The sequence below is a fragment of the Xanthomonas translucens pv. cerealis genome (assembly GCF_006838285.1).
Taxonomy (GTDB): domain Bacteria; phylum Pseudomonadota; class Gammaproteobacteria; order Xanthomonadales; family Xanthomonadaceae; genus Xanthomonas_A; species Xanthomonas_A cerealis.
Map to the genome: position 1 here is coordinate 1904011 of NZ_CP038228.1, position 20838 is coordinate 1924848.

The following is a 20838-nucleotide window of genomic DNA, read 5'->3' on the forward strand; positions in this document are numbered from 1 at the left end:
TTCTCGGCTTACGCTCTTCCGGGTCCCCGGTCCCGGCCTCACCCCACCCAGCCGAACAGCGCGAACATCCGGAAGATCAAATACGCCACCCCGGCCGCAGCCGGGATGGTCAGGATCCAGGCCCAGACGATGCGCTCGATCACGCCGAAGCGCAGCGAGCGCGGGTTCTTGGCGAAGCCCACGCCCATGATCGCGGTGGAAATGCTGTGGGTGGTGGACACCGGCATGCCGAAATGCGCGGCCAGGGTCAGGATCGTCGCCGAGCTGGTTTCCGCGGCGAAGCCGTGGATCGGGTGCAGCTTGACCATCTTGTGGCCCAGCGTCTTGATGATCTTCCAGCCGCCGGAGGCGGTGCCGGCAGCCATCACCACCGCGCAGGTCAACACGATCCAGGTGGCGATGCCCTGGCCCTGGCTGGCCGCCGGGTGCAGGAACGCCAGCCACGCCGGCAGGTCGTCCAGCGCGCCGGTGCTCTGCGCGCCGATCAGGGTCATGGCGATGATGCCCATGGTCTTCTGCGCGTCGTTGTGGCCATGCGCATAGCCCATGTAGGCGGCCGAGGCGATCTGCGCCTTGCCGAAGAAGGCGTTGACCCAGCGCGGCCGCGCCAGCCGCCCGATGCGCCCGCCGAGCCCGGCCAGGCCGGCGATGATCGCCCACAGCAGCAGCATCACTGCGATGCCGAGCAGGAAGCCGGCGATCGGCGAGGTGATCATCGGCACGAACACCTTCCACAGCAGGCCCTTGTTCTTTGCCCAGTCGCCGACGTTCTGCGACCAGATCAACGCGCCCCAGTTGTTGTGCGCGGCCGCCAGGCCGGCGCCGCACAGGCCGCCGATCAGGGCGTGCGAGGACGAGGACGGCAGGCCCTTCCACCAGGTGATCAGGTTCCAGACGATGCCGCCGAGCAGCGCGCACAGGATCACCTGCGGGGTGACCGTCACCACGTCGGTGTCGAGCAGGCCCGAGGCGATGGTCATCGCCACCGCGGTGCCGGTCAGCGCGCCGAGCAGGTTCATGCCGGCGGCCAGGATCACCGCCCAGCCGGGGCTGAGCACCTTGGTCGCGACCACGGTGGCGATGGAGTTGGCGGTGTCGTGGAAGCCGTTGATGAACTCGAACACCAGCGCCGCCAGGATCACGATCAGGACCAGCGTCAGCATCGTGCGCTCCTCGCCTCACGCGTGGCGGTCGCGGCGGCGGGCATGGCGGCGCGGCCGCGCCGGCAGCGGATCCGTCCTGTGCCCATTACGAATTCTTCAGCACGATCTGGTAGACCACCACGCCGGCCTCGCGGCAGCGGTCGATGGCCTTCTCCAGGATCTCGAAGAACTCCTTGAGCAGGAACATCTGCAGGTTGTCCAGGCGCCCGGAGTAGATGTCGCGGTACAGCTCCAGCATCAGCCGGTCGGCCTCGTTCTCCAGCGAGCGCAGCCGGTCGTTGAGCGCGCTCATGCGGTCCAGGTGCATGTTGTGCAGGTCGTGGACCATCTCCACCACCACCGCCGCGGCCTGTTCCAGCATCGCCGCGCGCGGGGCGAAGTCGATATGCTCCAGGTGCTGCACCGCCAGCGAATAGCGGTCGGCGAACTTCTCCACCTGCTTGGGGATCTTGTACAGCGCCGAGCCCAGCGCCTCGATGTCCTCGCGCTCGATCGGGGTCATGAAGCTGTCGACCAGGGCCTGGCCGATCTTGTCGGACGCGGCGCGTTCGCGCAGCCGCGCCAGCCTGAAGGCGTCCAGCGCCGGCTGCCGGTCCGATTCGCGCATCATCGAATGCAGTGCCCTGGTGCTGTCATAGGCGGCCTGCGCCGCTTCGTCGAGCAGGGTGTAGAACTGCTTGCCGGAACCGAAGATGGTCTGCAACGAGAACATGAAACGCGCTTCCCGCCGTCGCGGGAGGGACGGCACCGGGGCGGAATTATGACCGTTTGCCGACAACCCGGGGGAATCCGGCGACCGACGGCAGCGCGTCGGCGGCGCGTGGACGCCGCCGCCGTCCGGGTTTGCTACCATGCAACCGCGCCGTGGTCAGGCGCACCCTATGGACGACCACCCTAGCCCCCCTCCCCCGCGCCGCCTCGGCGCCCATGTCCCCTTCTCCCTTGCCGCCAGGGAGCGCGCGCATGCTTGAATTATTGGTCGTGGCAGCCCTGGTGCTGCTGAACGGCTTCTTCGCGATGTCCGAGATGTCGCTGATGACCTCGCGCAAAAGCCGGCTGAAGCAGATGGCGCAGTCCAGCACGCGCGCGGCCAAGGCGCTGGCGCTGGCCGAGAACCCGGAAAACTTCCTGTCCACGGTGCAGATCGGCATCACCGCGATCGGCATCCTGACCGGCGTGTACGGCGGCGAGGCCATCGGCGAGGCGATCGCGACCAAACTGCAGTCGCTGTTTCCGACGCTGTCGGCCACCTTCAGCTTGATCGGGCAGCCGCAACCCTGGTCGGCGGTGATCGGCAAGACCATGGCGATCGTGCTGATCACCTTCCTGACGCTGATCTTCGGCGAACTGGTGCCCAAGCGCCTGGCGCTGACCCGCTCGGAAGTCATCGCCGGCTTCGTCGCGGTGCCGATGAGCTGGCTGGCCCTGGTCGCCGCGCCGGCGGTGTGGGTGTTGTCGCGCTCGACCCGGCTGGTGCTGCGCGTGCTCGGCCTGGGCAACGAACAATCGGCGTCGGTGACCGAAGAGGAAATCCGCATGCTGGTGGCCGAGAGCCACGAGGCCGGCGTGATCGACAGCCACGAGCGCGACATGATGAACCGGGTCATGCGCCTGGGCGACCGCACCGCCGACAGCCTGATGACGCCGCGCAACCGCATCGCCTGGCTCGACGCCAATGCCGAGCCGGAGCGCAATTTCCAGACCATTCGCGAGCACGAGTTCTCGCGCTATCCGGTATACCGCGGCAGCGACCAGGACATCGCCGGCGTGCTGGAAGTGAAATCGCTGGTCACGCGCATGGACGGCAACGCCACCCAGTTGTTCCAGAGCCTGCGCGAGACCCTGTTCGTCTCCGAGTCCACCCACGCGATGAAACTGCTGGAGATCTTCCGCGAGGAACAGCAGTCGATGGCGCTGGTGGTGGACGAGTACGGCGAGATCCAGGGCCTGGTCACGATCAGCGACCTGATGGGCGCGGTGGTCGGGCGCCTGCAGTCGATGGACAACGCCGACGAGGACGCGCTGGTGGTGACCCGCGCCGACGGCTCGCTGCTGATCGACGGCTCGCTGGCGATCGAGGACCTGCGCGAGCTGCTCGGCGGCGCCGAACTGCCCAACGCCGAGGAAGGCGACTACAACACCCTGGCCGGCCTGTGCATCTACTACTTCGGCCGCATCCCGCACGCCGGCGAGTTCTTCGACTGGGCCGGCTGGCGCATCGAGATCGTCGACCTGGACGGCGCGCGCGTGGACAAGCTGCTGCTGAGCAAACTGCAGGACGAGAACAGCGATGACATCACCGGGTGAGACACCCGGCACGGACGACGCTCACGGCTACAGCGCCGAAGGCATCCGCACCCTGCTCGATACCTTCCTGCTCGGCGATCCGGACGAACATCTCCGCTTGCGGCTGATCCTGGCCGACCTGCAGCACAGCGCGTTCGGCGTGTTCCTGTTCGTGGCGATCCTGCCGGCGTTCCTGCCGGTGCCAGGCCTGGCCGGCGGCCTTAGCGGGCCGCTGGTGACGCTGATCGGCGCGCAGATGCTGATCGGCCTGCGCAAGCCCTGGCTACCGCGCTTCATCGGCGAACGCGGCCCGCGCCGGCGCACCATGCAGCGCTTCGTCGGGCGCATCGCGCCCTGGCTGCGGCGGCTGGACAAATTGCTCAAGCCGCGCCTGCCGGCGCTGGTCGAGACGCTGCCGGCACGCGCCTTCAGCGGCCTGTTGCTGGTGGTGCTGGGGATCCTGCTGTCGCTGCCGATCCCGTTCACCAACTACGCCTTCGGCGCGATGCTGCTGCTGTTCTCGCTGGCCTTGCTGGAGCGCGACGGCGGCCTGATGCTGGTGTCGTGGCTGGGCGGCATCGCCGTGGCGCTCGGCATGGGCCTGGCCTCGGACCAGGTGGTGGAGCTGAGCCGCGCGTGGATGCACAAGCTGTAGTCCGAGGCTGGCGCGCAAGATGTTCGCGCCGCAGCCGCGCCACGCACGCCGCGGGCACGACTGGTCCGGCAACGCGGCGCTAATCCGACCCCGGCACCTCGGCGAACACTTCCACGCACAACGGCTGCGCCGCCTGTGCATCGTACGTGCGCTGCAGACGCTGCAGCTGCAGCGCCAGCTGATGCAAGACGGCCTCCAGGCCACAGCCGCGCGCGGCCGGCGGCAGGTATTCGGATTCCATGTGACGCCCCCTGTTTCGATCCGTGGATGCGTGGCGACGACCGGCGCGATGCCGTGTCCTGCCTCGTGCGCGCCAGCCCTTGGCGCGTCATCCGAATCTGAGCCACGGCATAGGCAACGCGGAGTGAAAACCGCCGCTGTCGCCGCGCCTTGTCTACTTTGCGCGCCAAGGCAGCACAGGCCGCTGGCCTGCGAACGCAGCCATTGCGGTGCGGCCGCGCCTGCCGACGCCTACGCTGCCAGCGCCTGGGTCCAGGCCTGCGCGGCGATCGCGAACGAGCGCAGCCGCGCCGCGTGGTCGTGGATGTTGGCGGTCAGCAGCAGTTCGTCGGGGCGGTGGCGGGCGACGAACTCGGCCATGCCGCGCGCGACCTCGGCCGCATCGCCGAGCACGGTGCAGGCCAGCGCGCGCTCCACGCCGGCTTTTTCGTGCGGTTGCCAGAACGCTTCGATGTCGTCGATCGGTGGCGGGATCAAGCCAGGGCGGCCGCGGCGCAGGTTGACGAAGCTCTGCTGCTGGGTGGTGAACAGGCGCCGGGCCGCGTCCGTGGACTCGGCGCAGACCACGTTCAATGCCAGCACCGCGTACGGATCGCGCAATCGCGCCGACGCACGGAACTCGCGCCGGTACACCGCCAACGCCTCGTCCATCGCGTCCGGGGCGAAGTGCGAGGCGAACGCGAACGGCAGCCCCAGCGTCGCCGCCAGGCGCGCGCTGAACAGGCTGGAGCCGAGCAGCCACACCGGCACCTCGATGCCGGCACCGGGCACCGCGCGCACCAACTGGCCGGGCTCGGCCGGTTCGAAATAGCGCAGTAACTCGGCGACGTCGTGCGGGAACTGGTCGGCGCTGTCGAAATAGCGGCGCAAGGCGCGCGCCGTGGCCTGGTCGGTGCCGGGCGCGCGGCCCAAGCCCAGGTCGATGCGCCCCGGATACAGCGAGGCCAGGGTGCCGAACTGTTCTGCCACCTGCAGCGGCACGTGGTTGGGCAGCATGATGCCGCCGGCGCCGACCCGGATGCGGTGGGTGCCACCGGCCACATGCCCGATCAGCACCGCAGTGGCGGCGCTGGCGATGCCGGGCATGTTGTGGTGCTCGGCCAGCCAGTAGCGGTGATAGCCCCAACGCTCGGCGTGCTGCGCCAGATCCAGCATGTTGGCAAAGGCCTGGGTGGTGTCGCTGCCTTCGCAGACCGGGGCGAGATCGAGAATGGAGATCGGCATCATGGAGAGCGGGTTCCTGCGAAGCTGATGCAGAGGACATGGGGACGGATGGACCGATTGCAGCGGCCGGGGCCGGAACGCTGATTTGCGGTGGCGGCATCGCTGCACCAGGGTGCACGTGCGGTCGTACCCTCACCCCAACCCCTCTCCCGGGGGGAGAGGGGCTCAAGCGCCTTCCTTCTCCCTCCGGGACCATGGCCCCCTTTTTCGGGGGAAGGTGCCCCGCAGGGGCGGATGAGGGTACGGGCGCCAGCACCTCACGCGCCAAACACGCCCGACCCAAAGCAGCCACGCCAGCTGCACGGAGGCCAAATTACGCTGCACGCTCCGTCACGCGAGGTTGCGCCATGTCCCTGATCCCGCCGGTACCCACCACCCCCGCCCTGTCGCTGCGCGACCGCGTGGTTCTGGTCACCGGCGGCGCGCAGGGCATCGGCCGCGGCGTGGTGCAGGCGGTGCTGGGTGCCGGCGGCCGGGTCGCGTTCGGCGATCTGGACGCCGAGGCCGGGCGCGCCTGCGCCGCCGAACTCGATGCCGGCGACCGGGTGCTGTTCCGGCGCCTGGATGTAGCCGCCGAAGCCAGCGTTCGGCGCTTCGTCGACGCTGCACTGACGCAGTTCGGGCGCATCGACGGCCTGGTCAACAATGCCGGCATCGCCGATCCGCACAGCGGCCCGCTGGAGCGGCTGGCGCTGCGCGAATGGAACCGGCGCCTGGGCGCGAGCCTGGGCGGCACCTTCCTATGCAGCAAGCACGCGCTGCAGGCACTGCGCGGCAGCGCCGGCGGCGGCGCGATCGTCAATATCGCCTCGACCCGAGCCCACCAATCCGAACCCGATAGCGAAGCCTACGCGGCGGCGAAAGGCGGCCTGCTGGCCTTCACCCATGCGCTGGCGATCAGCGCCGGGCCGGCGGTGCGGGTCAACTGCATCAGCCCGGGCTGGATCGCCACCGATGCCTGGCGCAAGCCCAGCACGCGGCGCAAGCCAACGCTGTCGCGGCAGGACCATGCACAGCATCCGGCCGGCCGGGTCGGTACCCCACAGGATATCGGCGCGTTGGCGGTGTATCTGCTGTCGGCCGAGACCGGCTTCGTCACCGGCCAGGACTTCGTGGTCGATGGCGGGATGAGCCGCAAGATGCAGTACGCGTAGTCGCAGCGCTGCCGCCAATCCGATCCGGTTTTTTGTAGGAGCGGCTTCAGCCGCGACCGCACGACACGTGCAAAGCGGTCGCGGCTGAAGCCGCTGCTACAGCGCGTCCACCAGCGGCTGCAGTTGCGGGTCCAGCGCTACGCGTTCGTCGAAGACGAAGCAGCGGCCGTCGTAGCCTTCGCCGCCCACTTGCTCGAAATAGCCGAGGATGCCGCCGTCCAGCTGCAGCACGTTGTCCATGCCGTCGGCGCGCATCCACAACGCGGCCTTCTCGCAGCGGATGCCGCCGGTGCAGAAGCTGACCACGGTGGCGTCGGCCAGGTCGGCGCGATGCGGCGCCAGCGCCTCGGGCAATTCGGTGAACTTGACGATCGGCAAGGTCAGCGCGCCGGCGAACGTGCCGTAATCCACTTCCTGCACATTGCGCGTGTCCAGCAGCACCACGCGGCGGCCGGCGTCGTCGTGGCCCTGGCGCAGCCAGCGCTGCAGCGTCGCCGGCGCCACCGCCGGCGCACGTTCGCTGGCCAGCGGCGAGGCCGCATCGCGGCGGAAACTGATGATCTCCGGCTTGACCTTGGTTTTCAGCCTCGCGAATGGCGGCTGCGTACTGCTGCTGGTCTTCACCCACAGGTCGGCGAAGCGCGGATCCGTGCGCAGCTGCGCATAGAAGTCGTCGATCGCCTGCGGCGCGCCGGCCAGGAACAGGTTGATGCCCTCGCCCGCGACCAGGATGGTGCCGCGCAAGGCGCCGGCCTGCGCCCGGTCCTGCAACTGCGCGGCAAGCGCGTCGGGATCGGCGATGGCGACGAAATGGTAGGCGGCGGTGTTGGCGATCATCCGCGCATTTTAGCGTGCGCCACGCCGCTCAGCCGCGCAGCAGGAAGAATGGCAGCAGCACCAGCGAGGCGATCAGCAGCATGCCCAGCAGCGTCGCCAGCACGAACAGCGGGCGCCGCCGCAGCAGCGTGGCGAAGGTCTCGGCGCTGCCGTCGCGCAACGCCGCGGCGCGCTCGGCACGCGCGTGTTCGCCGCGCTGCGCCTGGTAGTCGGCCAGCAATGCCTTGGCCCGCGCCTGCTCGGCATCCTCGCGCAGCCACACGCCGCCAGCGGAAATGCCGAAGGTGCCGGGGCGGGTTTCGTAGTAGTCGATGCGCGCGGCATCGAGCAGTGCACGCACCTCGGCGAGTTCGTCGTCGGGCACGTGGCGCAGGTTGAGCAGCAGTTTGGCCATGCGCCGATGATAGCCGCTGCGGCGATGCGCTACCCTTGCACGCCCTGTTCGCCATGGATGTCCGCATGCGCCGTGTCCTGCTGCTGTTGAGCCTGTCGTTGCCGGTCTGGCTGTTAAGCGGCTGCACGCCGCCGGGTCCGCCGCCGGGCGGCAGCATCGCCGCGTTGCAGATGATCGACGAGCAGGTCGGCAGCGGCGCCGAAGCGCGGCCCGGCAACCAGGTCACCGTGCACTACACCGGCTGGCTGTACGACGAGAAAGCCAAGGACCAGCGCGGCGAGAAGTTCGACGCCTCCGCCGACCACGGCCAGCCCTTCAGCTTCACCCTTGGCGGCGGCCAGGTGATCCGCGGCTGGGACGAAGGCGTGGCCGGCATGCGCGTGGGCGGCAAGCGCAAGCTGATGGTCCCGGCCGAATACGGCTACGGCGCCAGTGGCGCCGGCGGGGTGATCCCGCCCGGCGCCTCGCTGGTGTTCGAAGTCGAACTGCTCGACGTCAAGCCGCGTTGAGCCGTTGCCGCCGATGCCCGCCAACAAGCTCGCCGCCGCCGTGCGCGGCCGCATCGCCATCGTCGGCGGTGGCCCGGCCGGGCTGATCGCCGCCGAGACCGCGCGCGCGGCCGGCGCCGAGGTCGATGTCTACGAGGGCAAGGGCTCGGTGGGGCGCAAGTTCCTGATCGCCGGCAAGGGCGGCCTCAACCTGACCCACTCCGATCCATTCGCGCTGTTCGTGTCGCGCTACCGCGAACGCGCCGCGCAGGTCGCCGAATGGCTGGCCGACTTCGACGCCGACGCGCTGCGCGCCTGGGCGCAGGCGCAGGGCGTGGACACCTACGTCGGCAGTTCCGGCCGCGTCTTCCCGCTGGACCGCAAGGCCGCGCCGCTGCTGCGCGGCTGGGTGCGGCGACTGAAGGACGCCGGGGTGCGCTTCCACGTGCAGCATCGCTGGCAGGGCTGGGACAGCGAGGGCGCGCTGCGCTTCGCCAGCGCCGACGGCGAACGCCTGGTGCCAGCCGATGCCTGCGTGCTGGCGCTGGGCGGCGGCAGCTGGCCGCAGCTGGGTTCCGACGGCGCCTGGCAGGACACGCTGCGCGCGCGCGGCGTCGAGCTCGCGCCGCTGCAGCCGGCCAACTGCGGCTTCGACATCGACTGGAGCGCGCATTTCCGCGAACGCCATGCCGGCGCGCCGTTGAAGCCGGTGATCGCGCATTGGCACGATGCGCAGGGCCGCGAACACGCGCTGCAGGGCGAATGCGTGGTCGGCGAACACGGCATCGAGGGCAGCCTGATCTATGCGCTGTCGGCGGACCTGCGCCAGGCCATCGCCGCGCACGGGCCGACCCCGCTGTGGCTGGACCTGGCGCCGGGCCGCGACCTGGCGCGGCTGCAGGCCGCGCTGGGCAAGCCGCGCGGCGGGCGCAGCTTCGGCGAGCACCTGCGCCGCCAGGCCGGCATCGACGGGGTCAAGGCGGCGCTGCTGTTCGAGGTGCTGGGCAAGCAGGCCGGCGACGATCCGGCACATGCGGCGGCCACGCTGAAACGGCTGCCGCTGACCCTGCTGCGCCCGCGCCCGCTGGCCGAGGCGATCAGCAGCGCCGGCGGCGTGCGCCTGGAAGCGCTGGACCCGGCGCTGATGCTGCGCGCCCTGCCCGGCACCTTCTGCGCCGGCGAAATGCTCGACTGGGAAGCGCCGACCGGCGGCTACCTGCTCAGCGCCTGCTTCGCCAGCGGCCTGCGTGCCGGGCGCGGTGCGGTGGCGTGGCTGCAACAACGCGGGCGCGACTGAGCCACGCCTGCATCGCCGAGGCAGCTCAAAGGTCGGCGATCCGCACGCGGCGTTCGGGATCGCGCTTGGCGCTGTACATGGCCTGGTCGGCGCGCTGGATGAGCAAGGCCGGATCGAATTCCGGGCCGGTCTGCAGCGCGATGCCGATGCTGGGCTGCAATGGCAGGCGCTGTCCGTCGACCACGCAACCGTCGTGCGCGGCGGCCAATACCCGCGCCGCTGCCGCCTGCGCTTCGCTGCGGGCGTCGGCCAACTGGTCCAGCAGCACCACGAACTCGTCGCCGCCAAGGCGCGCGATGAAGTCCTGCTCGCGCAGGCAGGCCTTGAGCAATCGCGCGAAATGCACCAGTACCGCATCGCCGGCGTGATGGCCGAAACGGTCGTTGACCGTCTTGAAATCGTTGAGGTCCAGGAACATCACCGCCACTTGGTCGGCGCCGCGGCGACCGGGCTGGGCCAGCATCCGGTGCAAGGTTTCGTTCCACGCCATCCGGTTCGGCAGCCCGGTCAGTTCGTCGCGCAGCGCGCGCGCCTCCATTAGCCGCGCCAGTCGCGTCTGCCCGGTGATGTCGCTGATCATGATGTGGAAGCCCGGTCGCGCCGGCGCCATGGAATCGTCGGGCACGTAGTTGGAGTGCATGACCCGCAGTTCGCCGGCCGCGTCGCGCAATTCCGTATCGAAGTGCTGCGCATCGCCGTCCAGCACCCGCTGCAGATACGGCCGGATCCTGTCCATGTGCTGCGCATCCAGCAAGTCCGGCAGGCGCCGGCCGATGATCGCCGCCGGCGCCAGCCCGAACCAGTCCGCATAGGGCTTGTTGACGAACTGATAGCGCAATTGGCTGTCGACGTAGGCGATCAGGGTCGGCGCGTTGTCGGCGATCGTGCGCAGCTGCGACTCGCTGTGGCGCAGGCGCGCCTCGGCCAGGTGCTGCTCGGTGACGTCCTGGATCTGCGCCACCAAGTGCAGCGGCCGCTCGCGTTCGTCGCGCACCAACGACACCGCCTGTCGGGTCCACAGCGTGGCACCGTCGCGGCGCAGGTAGCGCTTGTCGAGGTGGTAGCCGCTGCGTTGCCCGGCCACCAGTTCGGCAGCCAGCGCCATGTCCTGGGCGACATCCTGCGGATGGCTGAGCTGCGGAAAATCCAGCGCCAGCAGCGCGTCGCGGTCGTAGCCCAGCATCGCGCACAAGGCATCGTTGACCTCGAGCCAGGCGCCTTGCAGCGAGACCAGCGCCATACCGTGCGCCGCCGCCGAGAACGCGCCGGAGAACCGCTGCCCGGCCAGCAGCGCGGCACGCAGCGCCTGGCGTTCGACGGTGACGTCGCGCATCACGCAGACCGCGCCCAGCGCGCGTCCGTCGGCGTCGTGCAGCCGCTCGGCGCTGCACAACACGCTGCGCGGCGGCTGTCCGGCGGCGGCGACGACGATCTCCGCATCGCGCACCGATTCACCGCGCCAGGCGCGCAACAGCGGGACCTGCTCGCTGTCGAGCGGGCGCCGGCCATCGGCGTCGAACAGGTCGAAATGCTGCGCCCATTGCGCCGGCGGCAATGCGCGCGGATCGGTACCGTGCCAGGCGCGCGCGACCCGGTTGAACTGGGCCAGCGAGCCGTCCGCCGCACACGATACGACCGCATCGGGCACCGTCTCCAGCAACAGGTTCAGCATCTGCGCCTGGGCCCGCGCAATGCGTGCGTCGCGCCGCGCCTCCAATTGCATCGTCACCTGCGCGGCCAGGCGCCGCAGCCCTTCGCGGTGCGCGTTGCCCAGCTGCCGCGGCATGGTGTCGATCACGCCCAGGCTGCCGTAGAGATAGCCGCCGCTGCCGCGCAAGGGCATGCCTGCATAGAAGCGGATATGCGGCGGCCCCTGCACCAGCGGATTGCCGGCGAAGCGCGGATCCTGCAGCGCATCCGGCACTTCCAGCAGTTCCGGCGACAGCAGCGCATGCGCGCAGAACGACAGCTCGCGCGGGGTCTGCGCCACGTTCAGCCCGCGGCTGGCCTTGAACCACTGGCGGTGTTCGTCGATCAGCGTGACCAGTGCGATCGGCACGTCGCACAGTTGGCTGGCCAGCCAGATCAGGTCGTCGAATACCGGCTCCGGCGGCGTATCCAGCACGCCCAGTTCGGCCACCGCGCGCAGGCGCTCCAGTTCGTCGGCGGGCAACGGCGCGGGAATGAAGCCGAGGGGCGGTCGCTGGGACATGCGCGGCAAGTGGGATGGACCCGGTCACGATAACTGGCCGCGGGCGGCGATGGCAGTCGCACGAGCGCGGTTGGCGACATGCACCACATTCGGCGCGCACTGCGGGTGGCGCGACATACGGCGTAACCCTGCGCCTGGTAGAACGCCACCGCGTTGAGCGCGGCGGCCAGGTGGCCGCGCGCGCCTGGCACCAGCTTGACCTCCCGCGCATGCAGGCGTCGCCCCGGTCCACTGCCGCGCCAGTCGGGATCGATGAACAACCCATCGATCTCGCTGCCGGCCAGATCGGCCACGCCGAAGCCGCGCAGGCGCCCGCCGGCGTCCTCGGCGAGCATCGCGCCGCCGCTGGCGATCAGCTGCGGATACGTCGCCTACGCCGGCGCCGACGCCCAGGCCGCGATGACCTCGGGCGGATAGTGCGTGCTGCACACCTGGCGCACGCTGCGGGTGCGCAGCGCACACATCGCGGCGATATCGACGCGCCGCACCGCGCGCAAGGCGACGGCGCAGCGGCGCTCATCGCGCCTTGCTGTCGCGCAGGCCGCGGATCCGCACCGGCGGCTGGAACGAATCGCTGCGCGCATCGGCCCAGTACTCCTGGAACACCGCATGGTCGGGCACGCCGTCGCGCAGCAGTTCGCCCGGCTCCAGATAGCGATACAGCGAGGCCAGCGAACGGATCTCGACCTGTGAAATGCGCCGCAGGATGTGCTCCGGCCCCAGTTGCGACGGATCCGCCAGGCCGGCGGCGCTGAGCAGTTCGCGCAGCGCACGCAGGGTGTTGGCGTGGTAGTGCTGCACCCGCACCGCCTTGTCGGTCGGATCCAGGTGCTTCCAGCGGCGCTGGTCCTGGGTGGCGATGCCGGTCGGGCAGCGGTCGCTGTGGCAGCTCAGCGACTGGATGCAACCCAGCGCGAACATGAAGCCGCGCCCGGCGTTGCACCAGTCCGCGCCCAGCGCCAGGGTGCGCGCGATATCGAAGGCGCTGGTGATCTTGCCGGCCGCGCCGAGCTTGATCCGCTCGCGCAGGTCCAGCCCGACCAGGGTGTTGTGCACCAGCAGCAGCGCCTCGTGCATCGGCACGCCGACATGGTCGATGAACTCGGCCGGCGCCGCGCCGGTGCCGCCTTCGGCGCCGTCGATGACGATGAAATCCGGGTACAGCCCGCTTTCCTGCATCGCCTTGGCGATCGCGAACCACTCCCACGGATGCCCGATCGCCAGCTTGAAGCCGCTCGGCTTGCCGCCGGACAACGCACGCAGCCGGGCCACGAACTGCAGCAGCTGCAGCGGCGTGGAGAACGCCGAATGGCGCGACGGCGACACGCAATCCTGGCCCATCGCCACGCCGCGGGTGGCGGCGATCTCGGCGCTGACCTTGGCCGCCGGCAGCACCCCGCCGTGGCCGGGCTTGGCGCCCTGCGACAGCTTGACCTCGATCATCTTCACCTGCGCCAGGGTGGCGTTGGCGACGAAGCGCTCCTCGCTGAAGCGCCCGTCCGCATCGCGGCAACCGAAATAGCCCGAGCCGATCTCCCACACCAGGTCGCCGCCGCATTCGCGGTGATACGGCGAGATCGAACCTTCGCCGGTGTCGTGGTAGAAGCCGCCGCGGCGCGCGCCTTCGTTGAGCGCGCGGATGGCGTTGGCCGACAGCGCGCCGAAGCTCATCGCCGAGATGTTGAACACGCTGGCCGAGTAAGGCTGCGCGCAGTCGGCGCCGATGCTGACGCGGAAATCGTGATGCGCGATCTCGCTGGTCGCCAGCGAGTGGTTGAGCCACTCGTAGTCGGTGGCGTAGGCGCTGCGCAGGGTGCCGAACGGCACCACGTCCATGACGTTCTTGGCGCGCTGGTAGACCAGGGCGCGCTGCTGGCGCGAGAACGGCGCCTCCTCGATATCGCTCTGCAGGAAATACTGGCGCATCTCCGGGCCGACCGATTCCAGGCCGTAGCGGAAGTGCGCCAGGATCGGATAGTTGCGGCGCAGCGTGCTGCGCATCTGCACTAGGTCCCAGGTGCCGAGCAGGGCCAGGATCGCGAAGGCGGCCACGCCCCAGCCCCACAACGGCCAGATCGCGCACAGGGCGATGGACAGCGCCAGCAGCGCGCAGCTGGCGACATAGGCTAGGTAGCGGTGCATCGCGTTCCTCGCGAGTTTCGGAAGCCCGCGAGTGTAGGCGCTGCAGGCCGGCAATGGCGCTGGCGCCGCCTACGGCGCGCTTGGGCGGCGTACAGCTTGGCGGTGCACAGCGTGCACCGCTGTGCGCTACAGCCGGTCGTCCACCGCTTCGCGCGGCCACACCGACTTGACGTCGTAGACCACCAGGTTCGGCGTGCCCAGCGCGCGGATCTGCGCGGCATCGAAACCGCGGTATTCGTCGTGCGCCACCGCCAGCACCACCGCGTCGTAGCGACCGGCGACCGGCGCCGGCAGCAGTTCCACCCCGCCATGTTCGCGCGCCAACTGCGGCGCGGCCCACGGATCGCAGGCATCGACCTGCGCGCCGCTGGCGGCAAGCGCCTGCACCAGCTCCAGCGCGCGGCTGTTGCGCAGGTCCGGGCAGTTCTCCTTGAAGGTGACACCGAGCACCAGGATCGCGGCCGCGGCCATGTCCACGCCCTTGTCCGCCAGCAGCGCCTGCACCCGTGCGGCGACGTGCGCGCCGACCCGGTTGTTGACCTGCCGCGCGGTGTGGATCAGGTTCGGGTGATAGCCCATGCTCTCGGACTTGTGCAGCAGGTAGTACGGATCCACGCCGATGCAGTGGCCGCCGACCAGGCCGGGGCGGAACGGCAGGAAGTTCCATTTGGTGCCGGCTGCCTCCAGCACGTCCTGGGTATCGATGCCGAGGCGGTCGAAGATCAGCGCCAGCTCGTTGACCAAGGCGATGTTGACGTCGCGCTGGATGTTCTCCACCACCTTCGCCGCCTCGGCCACGCGGATCGACGGCGCGCGCCAGGTGCCGGCGTCGATGATGCTCGCGTACAGCGCATCCACTGCATCGGCGGCCGCGGCGCTGGAGCCGGAGGTGATCTTGCGGATGTCGGCCAGGCGCCGCTGGCGGTCGCCCGGATTGACCCGCTCCGGGCTGTAGCCGCAATGGAAATCCTCGTTGAAACGCAGGCCCGAGCCTTGTTCCAGCAGCGGCACGCACACCTCTTCGGTGGTGCCCGGATACACCGTGGATTCGTAGATCACCAGGTCGCCGCGCTTGAGCACGCCGGCGAGCAGTTCGCTGGCCTGGCGCAGCGGCTGCAGGTCGGGCTGTTCGTAGGCGTCGATCGGGGTCGGCACGGTGACGATGTAGACGTTGCGGTCGCGCAACGCGGCGGCATCGTCGCTGTAGCGCAGGTGCACGCCGGCGCGCAGTTCGTCCGGCTCCATCTCCAGGGTCTGGTCGTGACCGTCGCGCAACTGCGCCACGCGCTGCGCGTCGATGTCGTAGCCGAGCGTGTCGTAGCGCGCGCCGAACGCCACCGCCAACGGCAAGCCGACATAGCCCAGGCCGATGACGGCGATGCGCAGCTGCGCGGGATCGAACACGAGAGCGACGGGCATGCGGTTCCTTTCAGGGCGCCGCGACGGCGCTGGGAGCCGGCGCCGCGGGAGGTCGCGGAAGTGCGGATGTCCGCGGCGCGGACCCGCGGCCATGGTAAGCGGCGCGGCGGCGCGCTCCAAGCGGGCGTGCAAGGCGGGTTCCCGCTGAGCGCGCGGCATTGCGAAATGGCCGCGCATGCCACAGTTCTTGCCACCGCCGCGACGCGGATGTGACCTGGCCTTTACGCCACACGTCCTATGCTGTACGGACGCTTCTGCGCAATTCCGCAACACCCCCACCCAACTACAGGAGATCTCGCCGTGAGCCATGCTCCGAGCCTGCTCGTGGATGTCGAAGCCGAACTGGCGCATTGGAAGACGCTGCACGGGGAAGGCAAGCTGGGCGCGCAGTCCTTCAGCGAGCATGCGCGCCTGATCAAGATGGCCTGCGACGTGTTCCTGCGACTGCCGCGCGAGTCCAATGCGGTGCGCATGCAACGGCTGCGCCAACGCTACGACGCCGAGCATCCGTGGCCGCGCATCGCCTGGAGCGACGCGGAAACCCTGATCCTGGGCTGCTGGGCCAGGCTTGACGGTTCGGAGCGGCGCGATACCCATCGCGATCCGGCCCCTGTCCCGGCCTGATCCTGGAGATCAGCGCAGGCTCGACCCGCGCACGATGCAGCGACCGCTCAACACCACCTTGCGCATCGGCAAGGTCGGCGCATTCAGCCGTTCCAGCAGCAATGACATCGCGGTGCGGCCCATGTCCTCCACCGGTTGTTCGATCACGGTGATGCCCGGCTCGACCAGGTCGGTCCAGCTCTCGTTGTCGAACCCGGCCAGCGCCAGGTCCTGCGGAATGCGCAGGCCGGCGCCGCGCGCGGCCTTCAGCGCACCCATCAGCAACAAGCTGTTGCTGGCCACCAGCGCCTCGGGGCGCTCGGGTTGCGCCAGCCACGCCTGCACTTCGGCGGTCGCCGCCGCCGCGCTCGGCGCCACCTCGCGGTAGTCCGGCGCCAGATCGTGCGCCTGCATCGCCGCCAGATAGCCGTCGCGACGCTCGGCGGCGGTGCTACTGGTCTTGCCGAACAGCCCGCCGATGCGGCGCAAGCCGCGCTTGGCCAGGTGCTCGATCAAGCTCGCCATCGCCGCGGCGTTGTCCAGCACCACGCTGTCGTGCACCCCCGCCTTGCCGGCACGGTCGAGCAGCACCACCGGGTAGTCGAAATTCAACGTCGGCAACTGGCTCTGGGTGGTGCGGGTCGGCGCGAAGATCAGGCCGCTGACCCGCTCCTCCTGCATCAGTTGCAGGTACAGCGCCTCGCGCTGCGGATCCTCGTCGGTATTGCACAGGATCACGCGCATCCCGGCGCGGTAGGCCACCTCCTCGACCGCGCCGATCGCCGCGGTGAAGAACGGGTTGCGGATGTCGGCCACGATCAGCCCGACGATCCCCGAATGCTGCGAGCGCAAGCGTCGCGCCATCAGGTTGGGCCGGTAGCCGGTCTCGCGCACCGCCGCCTCGACCCGCGCCCGCACCTCCTCGCTGACCGGGCCCTGGCCCAGCGCCCGCGACACGGTCGAGGTCGAGACCCCGGCCACCCGCGCCACGTCGTGGATACTGACTGTCACTGGCAACGTTCCCGCAAAATTCCCACTGCAACACCCTTCCAAGTGGCCGGATTTGATAGTAGCACCGGCATTTCCCGAATAAATTGTGCAGTGCACATTGACGCGGAAGTGGGAACGTTCCCACACTGCGCCCACTCGCCGCCCCAGATCTTCGAAGGATGCCCCCCGCGTGACCCAGACGAATCTCCCGGTATTGGTCGCCAGCGAACTGGTCCGCGTCAACGTCCAGGTCCGCGACAAGGCCGACGCCATCGCTCAGGCCGCGCAGCTGCTGGTCGCTGCCGGCTGCGTGCCGCCGGCCTACGCGGCCAGCATGCTGCGCCGCGAGGCGCTGGCCAACACCTTCCTCGGCCACGGCGTGGCGATCCCACACTGCACCGGCGAGGATCGCCATCTGGTCCAGCGCGACGGCATCGCGGTGCTGCAGATCCGCGACGGCGTGGAGTGGAATCCCGGCCAGACCACCCATCTGGTGGTCGCCATCGCCGCGCAGTCCGATACCCACATCACCCTGCTGCGGCGCCTGACCCGGCTGATCCAGGACCAGCCGCGGCTGGACGCGCTGTTCGCCAGCGACGATCCGCAGGCGATCGTCGACGCGCTGAGCCAGGATGCGGTCGCTGCGGCAAGCGGGAAGCCGGTCGCCGACTTCGGCGAGCGCTTCGAGTGGACCGTCGCCTACCCCACCGGCCTGCATGCGCGCCCGGCCACGCGCTGGGTGGAAACCGCGCGCGGCTTCGCCGCCCGGATCCAGGTACGCGCCGGCGAGCAGACCGGCGACGCCAAGAACCTGGTGTCGCTGCTGCAGTTGGGCCTGCATGCCGGCGACACGGTGACCATCTCGGCCGAAGGCCAGGACGCCGCCGCCGCGCTGGCGCGGCTGCGCAGCGTCATCGACGGCCTCACCGCGCAAGAGAAAGCCGATGCGCAGGCCGCGGCGCAGCGCCGTGCCGCTCCGGTCACCGGCTGGACTCCGCCGCAGGCGCAGCCGGCCATCGTCGGCATCGGCGCCAGCCCGGGTCTGGCGATCGGCGTGGTGCACAAGCTGGCCGGCAACGACGGCCCGGTGCCGGACGCGGCGGTGCCGCTCAGCGACGGCGGCGCCCTCCTGCACGACGCACTGCTGCGCACCCGCCAGCAACTGCAGGCGATCGAGGACGACACCCGGCGCCGGCTCGGCGCCGGCGACGCGGCGATCTTCCGCGCCCAGGCCGAACTGCTGAACGATACCGACCTGATCACCCTGGCCTGCCAGCTGATGGTCGAAGGCCACGGCGTGGCTTGGTCCTGGCAGCAGTCGGTCGAGCGCATGGCCAACAAGCTGTCGGCGCTGGGTAATGCAGTGCTGGCCGGACGCGCCAGCGACCTGCGCGACGTCGGCCGCCGGGTGCTGACCCAGATCGATCCGAGCCTGGCCAGCGGTAGCCTGGAGCACCTGCCCGATAGTCCCTGCATCCTGCTCGCCAGCGACCTGTCGCCGTCGGACACCGCGCACCTGGACACAAGCCGCGTGCTCGGCCTGGCCACCGCGCTGGGCGGGCCGACTTCGCATACCGCGATCCTGTCGCGCACCCTGGGCCTGCCGGCGCTAGTCGCCGGCGGCGCCGACCTGCTCGACCTGGACGACGGCGCCACCGTCATCGTCGACGGCAACAGCGGCCGCCTGTACCTGGCGCCGTCGGAGGCCGACCTGGCCTCGGCCCGCGCCTACATCGAAGAACAACGCCAGCTGCGTGAGCGCGAGGCCGAGCAGCGCAACCAGCCGGCACAGACCCAGGACGGCCACCGCATCGAGATCGGCGCCAACGTCAACCTGCCCGAGCAGGTACCGATGGCGCTGGCGCAAGGCGCCGAGAGCGTGGGCCTGATGCGCACCGAATTCCTGTTCCTGGAGCGCGGCAGCACGCCCAGCGAGGACGAGCAGTACGCCACTTACATGGCGATGGCCAAGGCGCTGGACGGCCGTTCGCTGATCGTGCGCGCGCTGGACATCGGCGGCGACAAGCAGGTCGCGCACCTGAACCTGCCGCGCGAGGACAACCCGTTCCTCGGCGTGCGCGGCGCACGCCTGCTGCTGCGCCGCGCCGACCTGCTGCAACCGCAGCTGCGCGCGCTGTACCGCGCGGCCAAGGACGGCGCCAAGCTGGCGATCATGTTCCCGATGATCACCTCGGCGGCGGAGATCGTCGCGCTGCGCGCCGCGTGCGAGCGCCTGCGCGCGGAGCTGGACGCGCCGGAGGTGCCGCTGGGCATCATGATCGAAGTGCCGGCCGCGGCGATCCAGGCCGACGCGCTGGCGCGGCATGCCGACTTCTTCTCGATCGGCACCAACGACCTGACCCAGTACACGCTGGCGATCGACCGGCAGAACCCGGACCTGGCCGCCGAGGCCGACAGCCTGCACCCGGCGGTGCTGCGCCTGATCCGCACCACGGTCGAAGGCGCCGCGCGCCACGGGCGCTGGGTCGGCGTGTGCGGCGGCCTGGCCGGCGATGCGTTCGGCGCGGCGCTGCTGGCCGGGCTGGGCGTCCACGAGCTGTCGATGACCCCCAACGACGTGCCGGCGGTGAAGGCGCGCCTGCGCGGCAGCCGCCTGGACGCGCTGCAGGCCTTGGCGCTGCAGGCGCTGGACTGCGAGAGCGCGGCCGACGTGCGCGCGCTGGACGGAACCGGCGCATGAGCGTGCAGGCCGTCAGCGTCAGCCTGAACCCGGCGATCGACCTGACCGTGGCGATCGACCGGTTGCAGCCCGGCCAGGTGCATCGCGCCAGCAGCGCGCACGCGATCGCCGGCGGCAAGGGCATCAACGTCGCCGCCTGCCTGGCCGATGCCGGCATCGCCACAGCCGCGCTCGGCGCGCTCGGCGCCGGCAACGCGCACCTGTTCGAAACCCTGTTCGCCGCACGCGGCATCCACGACCGCTGCCTGCGCGTGCCCGGCGACACCCGCACCAACCTCAAGCTGGTCGCCGCCGACAGCGGCGCCACCACCGACATCAACCTGCCCGGCCTGCCGCTGGGCGCGGCCGAGCTGCAGGCGGTCGGCGCGCACCTGGCCGAGTTGCTGCACCCGGGCCTGCCGGTGGTGCTGACCGGCAGCCTGCCGGCCGGCCTGGCCGCCGACAGCTGGCGCACGCTGCAGGCGCAGGCCGCCGCGGCCGGCGCGCGGGTGCTGCTGGACACCAGCGGCGCGCCGTTGCGCGAAGCGCTGGCCGCGCCGCGCGCGCAGCTGCCGTTCGCGATCAAGCCCAATCGCCACGAACTGGAAGACTGGGCCGGCGCGCCGCTGCACGGCAGCGCCGACGTGCTGGCGGCCGCGCGCGCGCTGCTGGCCAGCGGCATCGAACTGGTGGTGGTGTCGCTGGGTACCGACGGCGCGCTGTTCGTGCGCGGCGAGCAGGCGCTGCTGGCGCACCCGCCGCAGCTGGCCGGCGGCAGCAGCGTCGGCGCCGGCGATGCGATGGTCGCCGGCCTGGTCGCCGCGCTGCTCGCCGAGGCCGATCTGGCGACCTGCGCGCGCCAGGCCACCGCCTTCGCCGTGGCCACGCTGGGCAGCGGCGCCGCACGCCGGCTGCCGCGCGAGCGGGTCGCCGGCATCGCCGCCGCGGTGCGCATCGAGGCGCTGCAATGAACGCCTCGTCGCCCCCCATGCCTTCGAAGCGAATGTCCTCGAACTCCACGCCGCCATCGCGCGCGGCGTCCCCCTGCGTCCAT

General features: G+C 70.4%; 20 protein-coding genes. 9 read left to right on the forward strand and 11 right to left on the reverse strand.

The window, feature by feature from the left end; translation table 11 throughout:
- Positions 1-38: 38 nt before the first annotated feature.
- Together E4A48_RS08430 and E4A48_RS08435 are read right to left on the reverse strand one after the other, a co-directional pair.
- Positions 39-1163 (reverse strand): inorganic phosphate transporter, encoded by a 1125-nt coding sequence (locus E4A48_RS08430; protein WP_058196119.1) that lies wholly within the window; start codon positions 1161-1163, stop codon positions 39-41.
- An 85-nt stretch (positions 1164-1248) separates the two neighbouring features.
- Positions 1249-1875, reverse strand: coding sequence for a DUF47 domain-containing protein (locus E4A48_RS08435; protein ID WP_068830014.1), 627 nt, complete (start codon positions 1873-1875; stop codon positions 1249-1251).
- A gap of 251 nt (positions 1876-2126) precedes the next feature.
- Here E4A48_RS08435 and E4A48_RS08440 point away from each other — a divergent pair, with 251 nt between their 5' ends.
- Positions 2127-3470 carry a hemolysin family protein gene (locus tag E4A48_RS08440; RefSeq protein WP_142742213.1) on the forward strand — a complete coding sequence of 448 codons (1344 nt, stop codon included), beginning with the start codon at positions 2127-2129 and terminating at the stop codon, positions 3468-3470.
- On the forward strand, positions 3454-4104 hold the full coding sequence (locus E4A48_RS08445; RefSeq protein WP_058196118.1) for an exopolysaccharide biosynthesis protein: 651 nt from the start codon (positions 3454-3456) through the stop codon (positions 4102-4104). The genes E4A48_RS08440 and E4A48_RS08445 overlap by 17 nt, the downstream gene beginning before the upstream one ends.
- A 79-nt stretch (positions 4105-4183) precedes the next feature.
- On the opposite strand, the gene E4A48_RS20525 is transcribed toward E4A48_RS08445, so the two are convergent.
- Positions 4184-4345 (reverse strand): hypothetical protein, encoded by a 162-nt coding sequence (locus tag E4A48_RS20525; RefSeq protein ID WP_176717107.1) that lies wholly within the window; start codon positions 4343-4345, stop codon positions 4184-4186.
- A 230-nt stretch (positions 4346-4575) separates the two neighbouring features.
- Positions 4576-5571, reverse strand: coding sequence for an LLM class flavin-dependent oxidoreductase (locus tag E4A48_RS08450; protein WP_142742214.1), 996 nt, complete (start codon positions 5569-5571; stop codon positions 4576-4578).
- A 344-nt stretch (positions 5572-5915) separates the two neighbouring features.
- On the opposite strand from E4A48_RS08450, the gene E4A48_RS08455 reads away from it, so the two are divergent.
- On the forward strand, positions 5916-6722 hold the full coding sequence (locus E4A48_RS08455; protein ID WP_039004921.1) for an SDR family oxidoreductase: 807 nt from the start codon (positions 5916-5918) through the stop codon (positions 6720-6722).
- A gap of 96 nt (positions 6723-6818) precedes the next feature.
- Here the strand turns inward: E4A48_RS08455 and E4A48_RS08460 are convergent, their stop codons facing one another.
- A complete protein-coding gene (locus E4A48_RS08460; protein ID WP_039004920.1) occupies positions 6819-7559 on the reverse strand; it encodes a sulfurtransferase in 741 nt (246 codons plus the stop codon).
- A gap of 28 nt (positions 7560-7587) precedes the next feature.
- Complete coding sequence (locus tag E4A48_RS08465; RefSeq protein WP_039004918.1) at positions 7588-7953, reverse strand: DUF6164 family protein; 366 nt, start codon at positions 7951-7953, stop codon at positions 7588-7590.
- A 65-nt stretch (positions 7954-8018) separates the two neighbouring features.
- Here E4A48_RS08465 and E4A48_RS08470 point away from each other — a divergent pair, with 65 nt between their 5' ends.
- Positions 8019-8462: an FKBP-type peptidyl-prolyl cis-trans isomerase gene (locus tag E4A48_RS08470; protein ID WP_039008686.1), complete on the forward strand. Its 444-nt coding sequence runs from the start codon at positions 8019-8021 to the stop codon at positions 8460-8462.
- A gap of 13 nt (positions 8463-8475) precedes the next feature.
- Positions 8476-9738 (forward strand): TIGR03862 family flavoprotein, encoded by a 1263-nt coding sequence (locus tag E4A48_RS08475; protein WP_142742215.1) that lies wholly within the window; start codon positions 8476-8478, stop codon positions 9736-9738.
- A 25-nt stretch (positions 9739-9763) separates the two neighbouring features.
- Here E4A48_RS08475 and E4A48_RS08480 read toward each other — a convergent pair whose 3' ends face one another.
- The gene (locus tag E4A48_RS08480; protein ID WP_409976376.1) at positions 9764-11878 is read right to left on the reverse strand and encodes a sensor domain-containing diguanylate cyclase; all 2115 of its coding nucleotides are present in this window, start codon (positions 11876-11878) and stop codon (positions 9764-9766) included.
- On the reverse strand, positions 11824-12243 hold the full coding sequence (locus E4A48_RS21015) for a GNAT family N-acetyltransferase (protein WP_256056348.1): 420 nt from the start codon (positions 12241-12243) through the stop codon (positions 11824-11826). Before E4A48_RS21015 ends, E4A48_RS08480 begins: the two co-directional genes overlap by 55 nt.
- Here E4A48_RS21015 and E4A48_RS21020 point away from each other — a divergent pair.
- Positions 12203-12367, forward strand: coding sequence for a hypothetical protein (locus E4A48_RS21020; RefSeq protein WP_237656113.1), 165 nt, complete (start codon positions 12203-12205; stop codon positions 12365-12367). The two genes, E4A48_RS21015 and E4A48_RS21020, sit on opposite strands and share 41 nt — an antisense overlap.
- A gap of 99 nt (positions 12368-12466) precedes the next feature.
- Here the strand turns inward: E4A48_RS21020 and E4A48_RS08490 are convergent, their stop codons facing one another.
- The gene (locus E4A48_RS08490; RefSeq protein ID WP_142742216.1) at positions 12467-14092 is read right to left on the reverse strand and encodes an FMN-binding glutamate synthase family protein; all 1626 of its coding nucleotides are present in this window, start codon (positions 14090-14092) and stop codon (positions 12467-12469) included.
- 126 nt (positions 14093-14218) lie between these two features.
- Positions 14219-15511: a nucleotide sugar dehydrogenase gene (locus E4A48_RS08495; RefSeq protein WP_058364141.1), complete on the reverse strand. Its 1293-nt coding sequence runs from the start codon at positions 15509-15511 to the stop codon at positions 14219-14221.
- 300 nt (positions 15512-15811) lie between these two features.
- Between E4A48_RS08495 and E4A48_RS08500 the strand changes: the two genes are divergently transcribed.
- Positions 15812-16135, forward strand: a complete 324-nt coding sequence (locus E4A48_RS08500) for a hypothetical protein (protein ID WP_039004913.1) — start codon at positions 15812-15814, stop codon at positions 16133-16135.
- Between the two features lie 9 nt (positions 16136-16144).
- Here the strand turns inward: E4A48_RS08500 and E4A48_RS08505 are convergent, their stop codons facing one another.
- On the reverse strand, positions 16145-17125 hold the full coding sequence (locus tag E4A48_RS08505) for a LacI family DNA-binding transcriptional regulator (protein ID WP_142742217.1): 981 nt from the start codon (positions 17123-17125) through the stop codon (positions 16145-16147).
- Positions 17126-17294: 169 nt separating this feature from the next.
- Between E4A48_RS08505 and ptsP the strand changes: the two genes are divergently transcribed.
- Both ptsP and E4A48_RS08515 read left to right on the forward strand, forming a co-directional pair.
- Entirely contained in the window at positions 17295-19805 is a 2511-nt protein-coding gene (gene ptsP, locus E4A48_RS08510) for a phosphoenolpyruvate--protein phosphotransferase (RefSeq protein WP_185910736.1), read from the forward strand.
- Complete coding sequence (locus tag E4A48_RS08515; RefSeq protein WP_142742218.1) at positions 19802-20755, forward strand: 1-phosphofructokinase family hexose kinase; 954 nt, start codon at positions 19802-19804, stop codon at positions 20753-20755. The genes ptsP and E4A48_RS08515 overlap by 4 nt, the downstream gene beginning before the upstream one ends.
- Positions 20756-20838 lie beyond the last annotated feature (83 nt).

Bases quoted from the DNA above. Each gene is read 5' to 3' on its own strand.
- E4A48_RS08455 (WP_039004921.1), top strand. From the start codon at position 5,916: ATGTCCCTGATCCCGCCGGTACCCACCACCCCCGCCCTGTCGCTGCGC.
- E4A48_RS08465 (WP_039004918.1), bottom strand. From the start codon at position 7,953: ATGGCCAAACTGCTGCTCAACCTGCGCCACGTGCCCGACGACGAACTC.
- E4A48_RS08470 (WP_039008686.1), top strand. From the start codon at position 8,019: ATGCGCCGTGTCCTGCTGCTGTTGAGCCTGTCGTTGCCGGTCTGGCTG.
- E4A48_RS08450 (WP_142742214.1), bottom strand. From the start codon at position 5,571: ATGATGCCGATCTCCATTCTCGATCTCGCCCCGGTCTGCGAAGGCAGC.
- E4A48_RS08460 (WP_039004920.1), bottom strand. From the start codon at position 7,559: ATGATCGCCAACACCGCCGCCTACCATTTCGTCGCCATCGCCGATCCC.
- E4A48_RS08435 (WP_068830014.1), bottom strand. From the start codon at position 1,875: ATGTTCTCGTTGCAGACCATCTTCGGTTCCGGCAAGCAGTTCTACACC.
- E4A48_RS08475 (WP_142742215.1), top strand. From the start codon at position 8,476: ATGCCCGCCAACAAGCTCGCCGCCGCCGTGCGCGGCCGCATCGCCATC.
- E4A48_RS21020 (WP_237656113.1), top strand. From the start codon at position 12,203: ATGAACAACCCATCGATCTCGCTGCCGGCCAGATCGGCCACGCCGAAG.
- E4A48_RS08440 (WP_142742213.1), top strand. From the start codon at position 2,127: ATGCTTGAATTATTGGTCGTGGCAGCCCTGGTGCTGCTGAACGGCTTC.
- E4A48_RS08490 (WP_142742216.1), bottom strand. From the start codon at position 14,092: ATGCACCGCTACCTAGCCTATGTCGCCAGCTGCGCGCTGCTGGCGCTG.
- E4A48_RS08430 (WP_058196119.1), bottom strand. From the start codon at position 1,163: ATGCTGACGCTGGTCCTGATCGTGATCCTGGCGGCGCTGGTGTTCGAG.
- E4A48_RS08495 (WP_058364141.1), bottom strand. From the start codon at position 15,511: ATGCCCGTCGCTCTCGTGTTCGATCCCGCGCAGCTGCGCATCGCCGTC.
- E4A48_RS08445 (WP_058196118.1), top strand. From the start codon at position 3,454: ATGACATCACCGGGTGAGACACCCGGCACGGACGACGCTCACGGCTAC.
- E4A48_RS08515 (WP_142742218.1), top strand. From the start codon at position 19,802: ATGAGCGTGCAGGCCGTCAGCGTCAGCCTGAACCCGGCGATCGACCTG.
- E4A48_RS20525 (WP_176717107.1), bottom strand. From the start codon at position 4,345: ATGGAATCCGAATACCTGCCGCCGGCCGCGCGCGGCTGTGGCCTGGAG.